This is a genomic window from Nonomuraea sp. NPDC049480 (assembly GCF_044465905.1).
Taxonomy (GTDB): Bacteria; Actinomycetota; Actinomycetes; order Streptosporangiales; family Streptosporangiaceae; genus Nonomuraea.
This window is the reverse complement of the sequence record NZ_JBITMD010000005.1, coordinates 239324-254523: the sequence shown is the minus strand read 5'-3', so window position 1 is coordinate 254523 and position 15200 is coordinate 239324. Positions and strand designations below refer to the sequence as shown.

Below are 15200 nucleotides of genomic sequence, written 5' to 3'. Positions count from 1 at the left end.
GGCCGCGTTTTCCATAGTCCACCAGTTGGTTTGTATCCTTCAGAGCATGGCAAAGTCCGAGGATCCAGAGAAGCCGGGGCGCATCAAGCAGCTCCGCATGATCGCGCAGATCATCAAGCAGGCCAACCCCAAGGGGATGCCGACCGTTTTTCTCTCCGCGGTGGGCACGCTGGCTGTGGTCGTCGTGATCGGCCTGGTCACGGACTATCTGTGGTATTCGATTTTCATCGGCATCCTGGCCGCGTTCACCGTCGGTCTGGTGGTGTTCGGGCAGCTCGCGCAGCGGGCGCAATACTCGATCCTGCACGGCCAGACCGGCGCCGCGGCCGCGGTGCTGCAGGGCATGCGGGGCAACTGGCAGGTCACTCCGGCCATCGCGGTCAACCGCGACCAGGACCTGGTGCACCTCGTGGTGGGCCACCCGGGCGTGGTGCTGGTGTCGGAGGGCCCGGGCAACCGGGTGGCGAAGATGCTGGCGGCCGAGAAGAAGCGGATCGCGCGGGTGGTGCTGGGCGTCGAGATCTACGACATCCAGTGCGGTGACGGCGAGGGGCAGGTGCCGCTCGGCAAGCTGCAGCGCCACATCATGAAGCTGCCGCGCAACCTGAAGAAGCCGGCCGTCAACGAGGTCAAGGACCGCCTGGGCTCGCTGCCGCGCAACATGCCGCTGCCCAAGGGCCCGATGCCCAAGGGCGCCCGCATGCCGCGCGGCCCCAAGATGCGCTAGTGATCTCTGTTTCTTCGCGGGCCAGCCGCGGCTGGTGGGACGGCAACGCCGACGACTACCAGGTCGAGCACGGCGAGTTCCTGCGTGACACCGGGTTCGTGTGGTGCCCGGAAGGCGTGGACGAGGCCGACGCGCACCTCCTCGGGGAGGTGCGCGGGCGGCGCGTGCTGGAGATCGGCTGCGGCGCGGCCCAGTGCGCGCGATGGTTGGTGACGCAGGGGGCCCAGGTGGCGGCCTTCGACATCTCCCACCGGCAACTGCGTCACTCCCAGCGCATCGACCTCGGCACGGGGCTGCGCGTGCCCGTGGTGCAGGCCGACGCCGAGGCGCTGCCGTTCGCCGGCGACGCCTTCGACCTGGCCTGCTCGGCGTTCGGGGCGCTGCCGTTCGTGGCCGATCCCCTCGCGGTGTTCCGGGAGGTCCGCAGGGTGCTGCGGCCCGGGGGGCGGTTCGTGTTCTCGGTGAGCCATCCGATCCGGTGGGCGTTCCCCGACGACCCGGGGCCGCGCGGGCTGACGTCCGACCGGTCCTACTTCGACCGCACGCCCTACGTCGAGCGCGACGAGCGCGGCACGCCGACGTACGTCGAGCACCACCGGACCCTGGCCGACTGGGTCGGCCTGCTGGTCGCCTCCGGGCTGACGATCACCGGCCTGCTGGAGCCGGAGTGGCCGGAGGGGCACGAGCGGGTGTGGGGCGGCTGGAGCCCGCTGCGCGGCCGCCACCTCCCGGGCACGGCCATCTTCAGCTGCGCGCGTACCTAGCGGCCATGGCGTGGAAGACCTCCTTGGGCTCCCAGCGGGTGTCGTCGAGCATCCGGACCACGCCGTACGAGCCGATGTCGCCGGCGCCTGGCCGGGTGTAGGCGGCGAAGGTGAACCACAGGGCGGTGTCCACGCCCTCCTGCTCGAAGACGTCCATGAGCTCGGTGAAGTAGCGGACCTGCTCGCCCTCGTCGTACACCGCGCCGTCGGGCACCGCCCACGCCGCACCGCCGCGATCACCCGCGCCCTGGTAGGGGCAGGTGCCGAACTCCGTCACGGCCACCGGCTTGCCGTGCTTGAAGTGGGCCCGCAGTTCCTCCGCGAAATTGCCGGCGTTGTAGGCGGCGCGGTAGGCGTCGACGCCGGCCACGTCGAAGGGCGCCCAGTCGACCTGCTCCCACGGCGCGCAGGCGTACGTCACCCGGCCGCCGAACAGCGGCCGCACGGTCTCGGCCACCTCCGCCAGGTAGGCGTTGAAGCGCGGCATGACTTGCGCGAAGGACGTCCACCAGGCGATGTCGGCGTTCATCAGCGTGTCGAGCCGCTTGCCGTAGGTGCGGCCCTTCATGAAACCCTTGCCGAAGGCGGTGATCTCACAGCCGGTGACGAGCACGACCTCGGCGCCGGAGCGGCGTACGGACTCGGCGCGCCGGGCGGCTTCGGCGAAGAGCGCGAGCATCTCGCCCTCGTCCAGGTCCACCGGGAACGGCGCGAACCACACCTCCAGGCCCGCGGCGGCCGCCTGCTCGGCCGCCACGCTCAGCCGCTCGGGATCGCGCCCGGAGATCCTGACGACCTCGCAGTGCAGGTCATCGGCGATCACCCGCATCTCGCGGGCGACGGTTTCGGCGTCGAACGCCTTCCGCGACAGGCCACGCCCCGGCAGGAACCCCGTGTCGTAGTTGATGCCCTTTTTCATGATTTTTCCCCTTTTATCGATGAAAAGCCGTGCGCTAGCAGGTCGAAGGCCACCTCGACGTCGTCCGCCAGCCGCCCGCCCGCCTCCTCCAGCGGCTCCCCCGCGGCGACACGCCGGAAGAACGCCTCCTGGAGCGTCGTGACCGCGGCGGTGATCTGCGCGGCCATGAGCTGCGCCCGCAGCTCACCCTCACCGGCGAGCGCGGCGGCCAGCTCGTACCGCTCTCCCATGCGCACCGCGTACAGCGCCCCCATCAGCGCCGGATGCGACGAGATCACCCGAACCCTGGCCAGCAGCGCCTCGGCGTCCACGTCGCCCGCGCCCTGGGCCGCCATCGAGCGGAAGTGCTCGCGCAGGGCGTCGAGCGGAGCGCGCCCCTGCGCGCGCCCGGCCACGACCACCGCCGCCAGGTCGTCCTCCACCCCGTCGGTGACCAGGCATTCCTTGGCCGGGAAGTAGTTGAACAGCGTCACCTTGGCGACCCCGGCCGCCTCGGCGATCTCGTTGACGGTCACGGCGTCGTAGCCGCGCTCGTCGAACAGCCGCAGCGCCACCTCGGCGATCCGCCGCCGCGTCTGCTCCTTCTTCCGCTCCCTCAGTCCCGCCATCATCATGCGGACAGCATAAACCGTACCGGGTACGTTTTTGAACCCGGTACGGTTTTATCGCTGGCAGGTCACATGCGGACGACCATGGTGTTGGACGCGCGGTCGTGGACGCCCCGGTGGTCGCGGTCCCAGATCAGGGCGGGCACGGCCAGGCAGACCAGGACCGTACGCACCGCCACGGGCAGCAGCCGCGGGTCGCCGCCGTCCATCGCGGCCACCCTGATCCCCATCAGCCGGTGCCCGAACGTCTGCCCCATGAATCCGACCAGGATGAGGTACTGGACGGCGAACACGATCACGGGCGCCCACGGCGACTCGCCCGGGTTCATCCGGAGCAGCAGCTGCACGACGACCCACGTGCAGATCATCCAGTCGATGACCAGCGCGCCGATCCGGCGCCCCCATCCGGCGATCGACCCGCTGCCCTCCTCGGGCAGTCCCAGGCGTTCACCCGGGTAGCCGAGATCGACCCCGGCGGACCTGACCCCGCCGAGCCACGTCTGCGTCCACCGAGGTTGCTTGCTGCTCATGACATCAACGGTAGCCGTCTGGCAGGGCGGTCGGCATTGTGACCCAACCGCGCTCTGAAGTGGCCACGATGTACGCCATGCCACACGGGGATGACCTTGAAAAGCGGTTCAACGAACTGGTCGCGCAGATCGACGACGAAGAGCGGCGCAAGATGCGGGCCACCGCCAAGAAGGAGGCCAGAGCGGCGCGCCGGAGCCCTTCAGGACCCCCGGCGCGGCAGGCCGGGCGCTCGCCGGACGGCTGGACCGATCACTTAGGCAGGCCGCCGCGCCGGATCGGGCGGGCCTGGCTCGCGATGGCCACGGTCACCGCGCTGATCGGGGCCGCGGGCCTCGTCGTCACCCTCCGCCCCGACCTGCTGGCGCCCTCGGGGGCGATACCGGAGGAGACCATGCCGGTGGAAGCCGCTCTCCAGCCCGAGGAGCCGGAGACGGTGGAGGCGATCGAGACGGTGGAGGCGATCGAGACGGCGGCGGCGGGGCCGTTCGAGGGGTCCAGGGCGGAGGACTGGGCGGAGGGCGAGGACGGTTTCGTCATGCCGAAGGCCAAGGCGCTGGGCGGGCTGTCGAAGAAGCAGGTGGCCGAAGGACTGGAGCGGGCGCGCGAGCTGCTGGCGGCGGCCCACCTCGACCGCGGGACGCTCATGGGCGGCAAGCCGGCACCCTTCATCAAGCTGCTCCATCCCGATCAGCGATCGTGGTTCCGGAAGAACCTTGACCGCGGGAAGAAAGGCACCACGAGATCGTGGGTGCTGAGCTTCGCGCCGAAGACCGCCGAACAGGCCACCGATGTGATCAAGGTGCACGGCAGGACGAAACTCTCGGCCTTCGAGAAGGACGGGATCACCGGCGCCAAGCTGGAGACGAACCATCTGGTCGTGTACGCGATCCAGCGGCCGGGCCGGCCCGACACGATGACGCGGCTCGTCAAGCACCACCGCGGCACCGTGCTCATCTATCGCGACACGCGGGGCGCGGTCACCTGGATCAGCGATTGGGGCGGTAGCGTGACGCCTGTGCGGTGCGACGTACGCGAGGACGGATATATCCACCCCATGTACCGCGACTCAGCCCCTGACGCGGAACGCCCCACCGGCACGCCCGTCGACCCTTATGACCTCGATCGGGAGCGGCACGAGGGCGAGTGCCGCACCGCCAGGAGGACGTGAACGACCTCCGGCGTGATCATGTGCAAGGCTGACCCTGCGTAACACGTGCGAAACAATCGAGACACCATACGGAAACGGCCACACCCTAGCGTCGGAATGATGGCCAGTCCCCAGGGAGGTTCGAGAGTGTTCAACTCCGCCGACGACGTCCTGAAGTTCATCAGTGACGAAGGGGTGCAGTTCGTCGATGTCAGGTTCACCGACCTGCCGGGGACGACGCATCACTTCACCTTCCCGGTAGAGAACTTCAGCGGAAGCGTCTTCACCGACGGGCTCATGTTCGACGGCTCGTCGATCCGCGGCTTCCAAGCGATCCACGAGTCGGACATGCTTCTGCTGCCCGACCCGACCAGCGCCGTGGTGGACCCGTTCCGCCAGCACAAGACGCTCAACATCAACTTCTTCGTGCACGACCCGCTGACCGGTGAGGCCTACAGCCGCGACCCGCGTAATGTGGCACGCAAGGCGGAGGAATTCCTCAAGGGCACCGGCATCGCCGACACGGTCTACTTCGGCCCCGAGGCCGAGTTCTACATCTTCGACGACGTGCGCTTCGAGACGAAGCAGAACGCCGGCTATTACTACATCGACTCCATCGAGGGCGCCTGGAACACCGGCAAGGCGACCGAGGGCGGCAACCTCGGCTACAAGCCGCGTTACAAGGGCGGCTACTTCCCGGTCCCGCCGATGGACCACTTCACCGACCTGCGCTCGGAGATGGTGCGTAACCTCATCGAGTCCGGCATCGAGGTCGAGATGCAGCACCACGAGGTCGGCACCGCCGGTCAGGCGGAGATCGACTTCAAGTTCGGCACGCTGCTCAAGACCGCCGACAACCTGATGCTCTACAAGTACGTCATCAAGAGCACGGCGCTCGAGTACGGCCACACGGTGACGTTCATGCCGAAGCCCATCTTCGGTGACAACGGCTCGGGCATGCACTGCCACCAGTCGCTGTGGAAGGACGGCTCGCCGCTGTTCTACGACGAGGTCGGCTACGCCGGCCTGTCGGACACGGCCCGCTACTACATCGGCGGCCTGCTCAAGCACGCCCCGTCGCTGCTGGCCTTCACCAACCCGACGGTCAACTCCTACCACCGCCTGGTCCCCGGCTACGAGGCGCCGGTCAACCTGGTCTACTCCCAGCGCAACCGGTCGGCCTGCGTCCGCATCCCGATCACGGGTTCCAACCCGAAGGCCAAGCGCATCGAGTTCCGCGTGCCGGACCCGTCCTGCAACCCGTACTTCGCCTTCGCGGCGATGCTGATGGCGGGCATCGACGGCATCCGCAACAAGATCGAGCCGCCGGAGCCGGTGGACAAGGACCTCTACGAGCTGCCGCCGGAGGAGGCCCGCAACATCCCGCAGGTGCCCGGCTCGCTCACCGACGTGCTCAACGCGCTGGAGGAGGACCACGACTACCTGCTCGAGGGCGGCGTGTTCACGCCTGACCTGATCGAGACGTGGATCGCGTACAAGCGGGAGAACGAAGTGGACCCGATCCGGCTGCGCCCGCACCCGCACGAGTTCGAGCTGTATTACGACGTGTGACGGCGCGGTTTTCCGGCCTGGGCGGTCTTCCCGGAAACGGGCGCTGAGCTGGGAAACCTTGTCGTTAGTTGTCGTTGTTTGTAGTTGCTGAGCAACGTCAGCCGGAACAAAACCGGAACAGAACGGCCCGGCACCGATTATGGTGCCGGGCCGTTCTGCGCTGCTGGAGCCGAGGATAACGCTGCCGCAATCGTCAGCTCGCCGCAGGCTCCGCGAATCTCTCGCAGGCGTCGCGCCTTGTCGCGCATGCGCTCCTTGTCGAGGCGGATCTGCTCCGCTTCGAGACGCTCGCGCTCGCGGTCAGCGCTGGGGGCAAGCAGTCTCACGCCGCCACCCCGTAGCTCTGGAGGTCCGCGCCGATGCCGAGCTGGCGGCGCCGCTTGGGGTCGGTGCCGCCGATGACGCCGATCGGGTCGTACGGCTGGAGCCGCGCCCGCTCGACGCACTCGCCGGCCAGCCCAGTGAAGGGGCACCCGCTGCAGCGCTTGGCTGCGGCCGCGTACGCGTCGTCGTACTTCTTCGGGTCCTCGACGACGGGGAACCAGTTGTCGAGGTCCGTGCGCCGCTTGCGGCACAGCGCGGCGGGCGTGAGGAGGAGTTCGTCGAGCTCGCGGAGGCGCTTGGCGGCCTGGCGGTCGGCGTCGGATGTGACAGTGTGGCGGCTTGGTGCCACGATGTGGCTGGACATCGGGTCTCGGTTCCTTTCGCGAGGGTGAGAGACCTGGTGTTCTAGGGCCTCGCCTGGGAGTGGAGTCCTGGGCGGGGCCCGCTGGGGCTTGTGGGCGGTTTTCCGGTGGAGCGGAGAGCCGCCGTTTTTCGCACTCTGCTGCTCTATGTTTACGAGTAAACAGTGTTGCAATAGCCATTGCTGCACCACTGACGATCAACTGTCAAGCCCGCAGGTGAGACGCCCGGACGCAGTCCGTACTACGATCAACGCCAGCCCGAACAACCTTAACGGAGGAGGACCCGCCCGTGCCCGTCGTGAGGTATCCCGAGGTCCTGAACGACCTCCGGACCAAGATCCTCGACGGCACCTACCCGGCGGGCGAACCACTCCCCCACACCGACGTGCTGAAAGAGACCTACGGCATCGGCGCGCACGTCATCACCAGGGCCATGCGGGAACTCAAGGAGGAGGGACTGGTCTGGCGCGTCGCCAACAAGGGCATGATCGTCCTTGGGCCAGCCGTTGTCATTGAGATCCCCATGGCCATCGACTTCCGCGACGAGCCCACCGCGTGGGCAGCCGCGTGCCGGCGAGCCGGGATCACTGGCCACCTGACAACCCTCCTTAGCCGCGCCACGCCCGCGACTGAGGAGGTCGCCCACATCCTCCGCCTCCCGGCCAAGGCAAAAGCGATCATCAGCGAGATACGGGGCGACATCGAAGGGCAACTCGTGTGCCTCGACCAGTTGTACTGGTCGATGGAGCGGCACGACGCCCGCAGCTACGACGTGGAGCGCTCAACGGCCGTTGTAGAACTGCAGACCCGTGTCCGTCCGGCCAGCCCGAAGGAGGCATTGACGTTCCGAATCGGCCGCGGCAGCCCTCTACTCGATCTCACGCGCATCACCTACAACCAGGCTGGCCAGCCTCTTCAACTGCTGCGCCGGCTGGCCAACCCACAGCGGGTGCACCTCGTAGACCAGCGGCTGCCGCTCACTTCGCCCTGAGCTCCCAATGCTGCTGAGGGGATCAGGCCGCTGGCAGCGTAAGGTGCAGGCGACGAAGCGCAGCCGCGCCGACGGCCTCAATTTCGGGGAAGAAACCCCTCGCCGCTCGCATCGCGCGCTGAATTTGATGAGGAAGGCGAGTGCTCTCCGCGGTGGCGATCGACTGAAGAAGGGCTTCGGACGCGGCAGACTCGTCGCCACTCGCGCGGAAGACCTCAGCAACGGTGACGCGCTCGATCGTCTGCCACTGCGGCGCGACACCTGTTGCATCGGGAATGTCCGCTTCCGCCAGTCGCATCGCCGCATGCAGTCGCCCCGTAACAAGCGAACCCCGCAGATGAACTTCCCGCACGACGAAGGAATTGACCAGTGGCGTGCCGTGGTGTGAGTCCACGAAGCGTTTCAAGTCGAAGATCGCGGTGTCGAATTGCTCAGCATCGCCCAGTTCGGCCAGCGTACGAGCAAGAGGAATGAGGACCGCGCCGCGGTCAGAGGCTGGAGCGACGTCGGCGGCCCGTTGAAGTCGAGCAGCGCCCGCGAACTTCTTCCCGATCTTGCGGAGCTCGTTGCCGTGCACTCGAAGGGCACGGACCAGAAGATCGATGTCGTCAAGTCGGTCCGGTCATCCGCGTGCGCTTTTCGATACGTGACCGCACGGACTGTCCCAGTCGGGGCGTCTGCATCCGCGGTGCCAAAGGCCGGCGCATCACCCTGCGCCCGGGGGAGGAGCATGAAGCTCTGCAACGCGCACGACAGCGGCAAAGCACCGACGAATGGCAGCAGCGCTATGCCCACCGGGCAGGAGTGGAGGGCGCCATCGCCCAAGGTGCCAAAGGCTTCGGCCTGCGGCGATCCCGCTACCGAGGCACCGCCACGACCTCATCTCCAGCACCTACTCATCGCCGCGGCGATGAACCTCACCAGGATCGACGCCTGGCTGACCGGAACGCCGCTGGCCCCAACCCGGGCCTCTCATTTCGCCGCTCTGCGTCCAGCAGCATGATGAGAAGATGTTTTCGATCCTGGGTTGCAGATCAATCGAAATATTGGAATGCACCTGTAGTGACCAGTTTGACGCGAGTGATGCGGTCTGTTGCGAAATGACTGGTCAAACGCTGGGCTTGCGGACGGCCACCTTGGATCCTGCCTCTGACGATACCCGTCACTGCAGCTGGACAACGTGTAGACCCAGGAACCTCGCTTGAGCCCCGCGCGTTTCCTGCATGTCACCTCTCGACACAAGGAGAACCATGAACTTAGGCCTCCCGGAACTCATCCAGCTGCTCGTGATCGGCGGCGTGGTGTTCCTCGTCGTGCGGCTGGTAACCCGCCGCCGAAAGTAGAGGCGCTCGATCAAAGAACTTCTGTACTGGCCTGCTTGGCGACGCCGTCACCAGGTACGAGCCCGCCAGTGCCACTACCAGGGCAGATCCCGACCATGATCTCAAAGTGTCACTGGAATACCAGGCGTCATCCCGGACCTGGTCCTCATCCCTATTCTCGCAGGCCTGTTGGTGGTCTCAGCGGTGAAGCCGGCCGGCACACGTCTCCCAACATGTGATATGGACCCGCGATCACCTCGGTGATCACGGGTCCGCTTCTGTCTTATCTAATTCGCCAACAGTGTCCCCTCCGGATGGCGAGGCGCTCGCCGTGTGGCGTCCCCCTCGATCTCCACGCGGTAGCTGAGAGCCTTGACGATCATGATGCCGCGGCCGTGCTCCGACAGGCCGGTGTCCTCGTCGGCGGGCAGAGCCGGCCAGGCTCAGTGCTCCGGGGTCCGTGACGGCCACGCGGAGGCGGGAGTTCGTCCGCAGGAGATGCTGCTGATCAAACTTGAGCCGGGCTGGCCGATCATGATCCAGTACGGCCTGCGGCCTCCCTCGGTGACCGGGGAGGTCTCCCTGGAATCGCTTCGCTCTCGGCTCCTCTCGTTCACCCATCCGGCGAGGATACGCATCTGCCGGCTCATCTCCAGCGAAGGCCTGACCACTCTCGAGCTCGCGGAGCGCAGCGGCATGACCGTCCCGCAGGTCTCCCGGCACCTGCGGGCGCTGCGCGAGGTCCAACTGGTGCGGACCGAACGAAACGGAAAGCTGGTCCATTACCAGCTCGACCTCGAGGTCGTGCGATCGCTCGGCCCGGACCTCGTAAAGGCCATTATCCGCTAGGTTGACGGATGTAGCGTCGGCGGCAGCAGCAGCGGCGCGGCTGCGGCGCCGGTCTCGGAGACGGTGCCGCCGGCCAGCGGGACCGACGTGTACCGGTTAGCGCGCGGTGAGCTGCACGTTCATCGCGCGGCTCCTGTCCGGTTCCGCCTCAGTTCCGTCCGAGCGGCGCATCAATTGCGGCCCGCGTCGATTCATCAGAGTGCGGCCACAGGTGGCCGTAGGTGTCGCTTCCATGGGCCAACCTGTTCCCCGTTGTCGTCGATCAGGAACGTTTCGGCACTGTAGCCGGCCTGGACATGAGCCGACAGACCGCCTCCTCCGCTGCCGCTCCGCGGTGGGCCGACGGAAGACGGGATGGGCTGGCGGAATGTGGCGGGCAGCAGGCCATCGGCGCCGGGCCATTCGCGCCCGGGGAGCCAGGGACGTGCAGCGCGCCTAACCCATGAACTACTTAACGCTCTACTTTCTTATTATCGATTGTCTGGGCGGCGGACGGCGGGTTGATTGCAACCTTCATCCCCCATTCGGAGTAACGGACATCATGAATGTAGCCGAACCATCCTTGACCTCTGCTAACGCCCTTGAGAGCTTCGGGTTCGGGCACGCGCCACTTGGTCCAGGCTCTGCGGACGAGTTGATCTTTACCAATCCACAGACGCCAGTCAATCTTCCGGTCGCCGTCCTCTTCATCGAAGCCGACACGCAGGGCAGGCTCGACCTCCCAGAGCTGGCGCAACGTAATGGCACCTTCGTAGTAGGTAGTCGCAATGCCCTCGTAAGCGTTGCCGGGCTTCTTGCTCGCGGTAGTGGCCAGAACAGCCTCGAACACGGCCGGCGCATCGAAACGGACGTAGCCTGACTGCAAACGCAGCTCACACTCCCACGGGTAAGTGACCCAAGTCTTGCCCTTCGGCAGCTTCTTCGGCTCGTACTGCCAAGCGCGCTTGCCTATGCAGATGTTGCGCAGGCCGCTCTTCGCGAAGTTGTAGTCCCGCAAGTCGGTCGCGACCACCTTGCCATTGCCGAATCCGACGATGCCCTTCACAGGCTTGAACCGTTCCCAGCCACCGTAGCCTCCGCCGTTGAACGTGCGGCGATCGTCGATTCTCACGCCCTTGCCCTTGACCAGCTGCCGCTGGATCGCCGTCACTGGATCCAGGGCCTCGGCCGTGCTGGAGGCCGGCAGGCTAGTCAGAGACAACGCACCCAAGGTGAGGACCATTATCTTCGTCCATCGCTTCATCGGTTGCCTCTCCTTGTAACGGCCCCTCGGCTTCATCCGGGACGGGCAAAGCCATGATCTTTACATGTCGGCATCTCACTGTGATCACAACCCGCTCGCCTGTCTCCCATCGACATGGCAGATCCTGCCGACGTGCCCAAGACCTCTGCTGCTGTGGCCGCAAACGACCGCAGGGAGGGCTGTCACGAGTTCGCCTGCAAACACGGCCGCAGGTCGGGAGCCAGACGCGATGAACGAGTGTGGACGGGCATGGACTCCATTGACCGACCTAGGTCGTGTACGACTGTGACGAAAGCCGCAGCGGTTCACGCATCGTCTACGACCCCACCCGGGATGGAGACTCCAAAATCCGGAATATGCGCTCGGCGCGGCGCGTCGCCACTGTTCGGCGGTTGCCGCCGGCATCGCGAGGCGTACCTGGTCGAGTACGATGGCCGCGTCGCCGACCAGCGGCACGCTGCCGGGGGGAAGTTCCGCCCCACGCGGGAGGCGTCGGCGTCGATCTGCGCGATCTTGATGCCGGCGTCCCGCGGCGGTGCGGTGCACCCGTTGGTGTCGGTCGAGTTGGCGCGACTGCCGACGATGAGCACCGCGTCGGCTGCCTCGACCAGGAGTTCGGCCCCGCGGGACAGCTTGCGGTGGTCAACGAAAACCTCCAACGATCTAGAAGACGGCCGTCTCCAGCTCAGGCGTCAGCCGGTCGGTGAACCGCGACGGGCGCAGCGGCGTGAGGTCCAGCGGGGGCGTGCCGTCCAGCCACCACTGCGCCAGGGCGGCGCCGGCGGCCGGTGACTGCATGAAGCCGTGCCCGGAGAAGCCGGCCGCGATCCACAGGCCGGGAACCTCGTGGACGGGGCCGACGATCGCGTGGTCGCCGGCGGTCATCTCGCACAGACCGGCCCGCCGCGCACGATTTCCAGCCCTTCGAGGGCCGGGAAGCGGTGTGACAGGGCGGCGGCGAGCGAGTCGACGCGTGACCAGTCCACGGTGGCCGTGTCGCTGCTGGACGCATCGCGGTCGTTTCCGCCGACGACGGCCGTGCCGGCAGCCTCCGGGTGCACGTAGGCGCCGGTGGCGAGGTCGACCGCCAGGGGAAGTCCTTCGTGCAGGCCGTCGAGGGGTGCGGTGGCGAACGCCTGCCGGGGATGGAGAGAGACGGGGATATCCGCCCCGCGCAGCCGACCCACCGCCCGCGCCTGCGGACCCGGCGCGAGCACCACAGCTCGGCCTCCATGTCGCCCGCGCTGGTGCAGGCCCCGCGCACCGCGCCGCCGGCATCGGCGAGCAGTCCCAGGAACTCGGTGCGCTGCCGCAGCTCCGCCACATGCCGCCGGGCCCCGCGCAGATAGCCGGCCACGGCGTCGCTCCGGGCAGCCGAGCCGTCGCGCGCCGTATAGGTCGCGCCGACCAGGTCATCGGTCCGGATGCCGGGGAACAGCTCGGCGGCCTGGTGCGGGTCGAGCACCCCCACGTCGACGCCGAGCGACCGTTGCGGCCGAGCGTTGGCTTCGAAGACGGCGAGCACGGCGGGGTCGGAGATCAGGAACAGGTAGCCGTGCCGCCGGAAGTCCAGCGGAGACCCGGTGCGCCCGGCGAAGTCGAGCCAGAAGGGCAGCGACCGCCGTACGAGCTCGATGTTCACCCGCGAGGAGAACTGGTGCCTGATGCCCCCGGTGGCGTGGGCGGTTGCGCCCTCACCGGCGAGGCCGCGCTCGATCACCGTGACGTCGCGATATCCACGCTCGCTCAGATGAAAAGCGATCGAGGTGCCGATCGCGCCGCCCTCGACAATGACCACACGGCCGCCACGCAGAGTTTTCCAGGACAAGTCGAAAACCTTCCGATGGGAAATGTGAATCCCGGCCGAAGGTGCCGACTAGTCAGTTCTATCCCCGGTCACAGGCGTGAACAAGAGCCCGAGCAGCAGATTTGCTTCACGAGGTGTAAATCTGTGGTTCACCTCTAATCCGAGCGAATGTTGCGCATTTGTTTCGTCTGCTCTTCAGCAAATCGGAATCGTACGAGAGCCTGAGTTTTGCTCTTACTCGCGGCCTTCAAGGCACTGAGGCGGGTGCGGTCCGACCATTCTCACGGATGTGGCGAAGGAGCCGGCCGCCGCGCTCGCCGGTAGAACATGTGCGGACACCCAGCCGACGACTGCGGTTACGGTCTCACTGGCACTCCCTACACGGAGGACGACGTATGTCAGGGTCGAGCTGAGGGTGATGTCCAGCGGTCGGATCTGGCGCGCCATCACGGTTCCGGTTACTGTTAGACGTATAGCAAAAGCTATACTTCAAGGGTGGCATGGGAGATCAACAAGACCGACGAGCTCTGGGAGTGGTTCCAGGGTCTCGACCGGGCCAGTCAACTCCGGATCGTCGAGGCCATCGACCTACTCGCCGAGACCGGCCCAGCTCTGGGGCGACCTCTGGTAGATACCCTGAAGGGCACTCAGGTAGCCAACCTGAAGGAGTTGCGGCCAGGATCGTCGGGGCGCAGCGAGATCCGCATTCTGTTCGCGTTCGACCCGTGGCGTGAAGCGATCTTGCTGATCGGCGGCGACAAGTCCGGCAACTGGTCGGGCTGGTACCGCGAATGGATCCCTTGGGCGGAAGCGCGCTACGAACAGTACTTGAAGGAACGGGAAGCGGAAGAGGGGCAGCGATGAGCGGACACAGCAAGTGGGAGCGGGAAGCGGTCGCGGCCCAGTTCACGCCCGAAGAGCGGGCGCAGGCGCGACGCGAGATCGATGCCTACGTGGTCGGCCATCGGCTTGCCGAGCAGCGCAAGCGGGAAGGACTGACGCAAGCACAGGTGGCCGAACGCATGGGCGTCACCAAGGGACGGGTCTCGCAGATCGAGCGGGGCGACGTGGCCACCATGGAATTGGTCGGCCGCTACGCGGCAGCCATCGGCTGGCACGTGCGGACAGTGCTGGCCAAGGACAGCGGCGAGATCATCCCCCTGTACGACGCCGTGTAGCCGGGCAGGACAGGGGAACTCTGCGAATACGGGCCAGCGGTACGCAAAGTTTGTCGGCAGCGACTGCCGCATGAGCTCAATGTTCACGGCCGTGCTCACCAGTGGGAACTCGGCCACCACCGGCCAACGCGATCGACATCGGCATCGGCGTCGTGCTTCAAACCGGACCCGTCGCCGCACAGCCGGCGGCGTGATCGGGAACAACCGTTTGCGGCACGGCTCCGGGCTGCTTGGGGCATCACCTGCTGCCCCGGAGTCAGCCTCCGCCGGTCGTGTTCGATGCAGCCCGACTCGTATCCACCGCCCGAGACCCAGTCGTTGTCCCGGACCGTTGCGTGTCTACTCGCCTTTCGGCGGCGAGACGAACGAACCCGTCTGCGGCACGGTGTAGATCAGGCCTTCCTCCCGAAGCGCGGCCACAACCTTCCGGGCGTCCCGCGCGATGCCGAACTCTCCAACTAGTTGCGTCTCGCTCGGGATGGGCTGGCGCGCCCGATAGGTGCCATTGCGGATGCGCGACTCTGTGGACATCTACCCCGACTTCCATGGCCCGCACGCCGACGGACCCCACCCGCACGCCGAGGCGATCGCCTGGCAGACACCGGCGCCGCGCTTCCCGCGCGTGCGGATCATCAAGCACACCTGCCAGTGCCAGGAACGGTTTTACGAGCTGTGCGCGGCAAGCGGGCTCGCGTGGATACGAGTGACCATACGGACCGAGTGGGGGCCGGCCATCCTGGAAAGCCGCCCCAGTACGTATGGTGCCGCCAACGATCTATGGACAAAGATCCTTACCGGCCAGGCCACATAGCCAGCCTTATCATCGCCAACGTGCCGACTCGGAACGTGGGCACGC

General features: G+C 66.8%; 19 protein-coding genes and 2 pseudogenes. 10 read left to right on the top strand and 11 right to left on the bottom strand.

The genetic code is table 11. The features are described 5' to 3' along the window. Positions 1–46: 46 nt before the first annotated feature. The gene (locus tag ACIBX3_RS17255; protein WP_397117892.1) at positions 47–727 is read left to right on the top strand and encodes a DUF4191 domain-containing protein; all 681 of its coding nucleotides are present in this window, start codon (positions 47–49) and stop codon (positions 725–727) included. Then, complete coding sequence (locus ACIBX3_RS17250) at positions 727–1491, top strand: class I SAM-dependent methyltransferase (protein WP_397117890.1); 765 nt, start codon at positions 727–729, stop codon at positions 1489–1491. The genes ACIBX3_RS17255 and ACIBX3_RS17250 overlap by 1 nt, the downstream gene beginning before the upstream one ends. On the opposite strand, the gene ACIBX3_RS17245 is transcribed toward ACIBX3_RS17250, so the two are convergent. From ACIBX3_RS17245 to ACIBX3_RS17235, 3 genes are all read right to left on the bottom strand, one after another. Continuing rightward, positions 1472–2410: a hypothetical protein gene (locus tag ACIBX3_RS17245; RefSeq protein WP_397117888.1), complete on the bottom strand. Its 939-nt coding sequence runs from the start codon at positions 2408–2410 to the stop codon at positions 1472–1474. The genes ACIBX3_RS17250 and ACIBX3_RS17245 overlap by 20 nt on opposite strands. Continuing rightward, the gene (locus ACIBX3_RS17240) at positions 2407–3024 is read right to left on the bottom strand and encodes a TetR/AcrR family transcriptional regulator (protein ID WP_397117886.1); all 618 of its coding nucleotides are present in this window, start codon (positions 3022–3024) and stop codon (positions 2407–2409) included. Before ACIBX3_RS17240 ends, ACIBX3_RS17245 begins: the two co-directional genes overlap by 4 nt. 62 nt (positions 3025–3086) lie before the next feature. Next, positions 3087–3548 carry an RDD family protein gene (locus ACIBX3_RS17235; RefSeq protein ID WP_397117884.1) on the bottom strand — a complete coding sequence of 154 codons (462 nt, stop codon included), beginning with the start codon at positions 3546–3548 and terminating at the stop codon, positions 3087–3089. A 77-nt stretch (positions 3549–3625) separates the two neighbouring features. On the opposite strand from ACIBX3_RS17235, the gene ACIBX3_RS17230 reads away from it, so the two are divergent. Both ACIBX3_RS17230 and glnA read left to right on the top strand, forming a co-directional pair. Further along, complete coding sequence (locus ACIBX3_RS17230) at positions 3626–4717, top strand: hypothetical protein (protein ID WP_397117882.1); 1092 nt, start codon at positions 3626–3628, stop codon at positions 4715–4717. Positions 4718–4843: 126 nt separating this feature from the next. Continuing rightward, positions 4844–6268, top strand: a complete 1425-nt coding sequence (gene glnA / locus ACIBX3_RS17225) for a type I glutamate--ammonia ligase (RefSeq protein ID WP_397117880.1) — start codon at positions 4844–4846, stop codon at positions 6266–6268. 137 nt (positions 6269–6405) lie between these two features. Here glnA and ACIBX3_RS17220 read toward each other — a convergent pair whose 3' ends face one another. Beyond that, positions 6406–6594 (bottom strand): hypothetical protein, encoded by a 189-nt coding sequence (locus ACIBX3_RS17220; RefSeq protein WP_397117878.1) that lies wholly within the window; start codon positions 6592–6594, stop codon positions 6406–6408. Then, positions 6591–6956 (bottom strand): WhiB family transcriptional regulator, encoded by a 366-nt coding sequence (locus ACIBX3_RS17215; protein ID WP_397117876.1) that lies wholly within the window; start codon positions 6954–6956, stop codon positions 6591–6593. Before ACIBX3_RS17215 ends, ACIBX3_RS17220 begins: the two co-directional genes overlap by 4 nt. A gap of 287 nt (positions 6957–7243) precedes the next feature. On the opposite strand from ACIBX3_RS17215, the gene ACIBX3_RS17210 reads away from it, so the two are divergent. Beyond that, a complete protein-coding gene (locus ACIBX3_RS17210; RefSeq protein ID WP_397117874.1) occupies positions 7244–7945 on the top strand; it encodes a GntR family transcriptional regulator in 702 nt (233 codons plus the stop codon). Positions 7946–7967: 22 nt separating this feature from the next. Here ACIBX3_RS17210 and ACIBX3_RS17205 read toward each other — a convergent pair whose 3' ends face one another. After that, the gene (locus ACIBX3_RS17205; protein WP_397117872.1) at positions 7968–8522 is read right to left on the bottom strand and encodes a hypothetical protein; all 555 of its coding nucleotides are present in this window, start codon (positions 8520–8522) and stop codon (positions 7968–7970) included. A gap of 53 nt (positions 8523–8575) precedes the next feature. Between ACIBX3_RS17205 and ACIBX3_RS17200 the strand changes: the two genes are divergently transcribed. Further along, the gene (locus ACIBX3_RS17200) at positions 8576–9049 is read left to right on the top strand and encodes a transposase (RefSeq protein WP_397117870.1); all 474 of its coding nucleotides are present in this window, start codon (positions 8576–8578) and stop codon (positions 9047–9049) included. A gap of 716 nt (positions 9050–9765) precedes the next feature. Further along, positions 9766–10116 carry an ArsR/SmtB family transcription factor gene (locus ACIBX3_RS17195; protein ID WP_397117868.1) on the top strand — a complete coding sequence of 117 codons (351 nt, stop codon included), beginning with the start codon at positions 9766–9768 and terminating at the stop codon, positions 10114–10116. Between the two features lie 451 nt (positions 10117–10567). Here ACIBX3_RS17195 and ACIBX3_RS17190 read toward each other — a convergent pair whose 3' ends face one another. The 4 genes and pseudogenes from ACIBX3_RS17190 to ACIBX3_RS17175 all read right to left on the bottom strand — a co-directional run. After that, complete coding sequence (locus ACIBX3_RS17190) at positions 10568–11359, bottom strand: hypothetical protein (RefSeq protein WP_397117866.1); 792 nt, start codon at positions 11357–11359, stop codon at positions 10568–10570. Positions 11360–11664: 305 nt separating this feature from the next. Further along, positions 11665–12018, bottom strand: a complete 354-nt coding sequence (locus ACIBX3_RS17185; RefSeq protein ID WP_397117864.1) for a hypothetical protein — start codon at positions 12016–12018, stop codon at positions 11665–11667. A gap of 4 nt (positions 12019–12022) precedes the next feature. Then, positions 12023–12579 (bottom strand): annotated as a pseudogene (locus ACIBX3_RS17180) (FAD-dependent oxidoreductase). An 80-nt stretch (positions 12580–12659) separates the two neighbouring features. Further along, positions 12660–13157: pseudogene (locus ACIBX3_RS17175) on the bottom strand (NAD(P)/FAD-dependent oxidoreductase); the annotation flags it as partial. A gap of 504 nt (positions 13158–13661) precedes the next feature. Between ACIBX3_RS17175 and ACIBX3_RS17170 the strand changes: the two are divergent. Both ACIBX3_RS17170 and ACIBX3_RS17165 read left to right on the top strand, forming a co-directional pair. After that, the gene (locus ACIBX3_RS17170) at positions 13662–14030 is read left to right on the top strand and encodes a type II toxin-antitoxin system RelE/ParE family toxin (protein ID WP_397117862.1); all 369 of its coding nucleotides are present in this window, start codon (positions 13662–13664) and stop codon (positions 14028–14030) included. After that, the gene (locus ACIBX3_RS17165) at positions 14027–14344 is read left to right on the top strand and encodes a helix-turn-helix domain-containing protein (RefSeq protein WP_397117860.1); all 318 of its coding nucleotides are present in this window, start codon (positions 14027–14029) and stop codon (positions 14342–14344) included. The genes ACIBX3_RS17170 and ACIBX3_RS17165 overlap by 4 nt, the downstream gene beginning before the upstream one ends. 339 nt (positions 14345–14683) lie before the next feature. Here ACIBX3_RS17165 and ACIBX3_RS17160 read toward each other — a convergent pair whose 3' ends face one another. Then, on the bottom strand, positions 14684–14875 hold the full coding sequence (locus ACIBX3_RS17160) for a GntR family transcriptional regulator (protein WP_397117858.1): 192 nt from the start codon (positions 14873–14875) through the stop codon (positions 14684–14686). On the opposite strand from ACIBX3_RS17160, the gene ACIBX3_RS17155 reads away from it, so the two are divergent. Further along, positions 14868–15155, top strand: a complete 288-nt coding sequence (locus tag ACIBX3_RS17155) for a hypothetical protein (RefSeq protein ID WP_397117856.1) — start codon at positions 14868–14870, stop codon at positions 15153–15155. The two genes, ACIBX3_RS17160 and ACIBX3_RS17155, sit on opposite strands and share 8 nt — an antisense overlap. Positions 15156–15200 lie beyond the last annotated feature (45 nt).

Coding starts and splice junctions, on each gene's coding strand:
- ACIBX3_RS17240 (WP_397117886.1), bottom strand. CDS start 3,024: ATGATGATGGCGGGACTGAGGGAGCGGAAGAAGGAGCAGACGCGGCGG.
- ACIBX3_RS17165 (WP_397117860.1), top strand. CDS start 14,027: ATGAGCGGACACAGCAAGTGGGAGCGGGAAGCGGTCGCGGCCCAGTTC.
- ACIBX3_RS17255 (WP_397117892.1), top strand. CDS start 47: ATGGCAAAGTCCGAGGATCCAGAGAAGCCGGGGCGCATCAAGCAGCTC.
- ACIBX3_RS17190 (WP_397117866.1), bottom strand. CDS start 11,359: ATGAAGCGATGGACGAAGATAATGGTCCTCACCTTGGGTGCGTTGTCT.
- ACIBX3_RS17230 (WP_397117882.1), top strand. CDS start 3,626: ATGCCACACGGGGATGACCTTGAAAAGCGGTTCAACGAACTGGTCGCG.
- ACIBX3_RS17235 (WP_397117884.1), bottom strand. CDS start 3,548: ATGAGCAGCAAGCAACCTCGGTGGACGCAGACGTGGCTCGGCGGGGTC.
- ACIBX3_RS17160 (WP_397117858.1), bottom strand. CDS start 14,875: ATGTCCACAGAGTCGCGCATCCGCAATGGCACCTATCGGGCGCGCCAG.
- ACIBX3_RS17215 (WP_397117876.1), bottom strand. CDS start 6,956: ATGTCCAGCCACATCGTGGCACCAAGCCGCCACACTGTCACATCCGAC.
- ACIBX3_RS17195 (WP_397117868.1), top strand. CDS start 9,766: ATGCTGCTGATCAAACTTGAGCCGGGCTGGCCGATCATGATCCAGTAC.
- ACIBX3_RS17245 (WP_397117888.1), bottom strand. CDS start 2,410: ATGAAAAAGGGCATCAACTACGACACGGGGTTCCTGCCGGGGCGTGGC.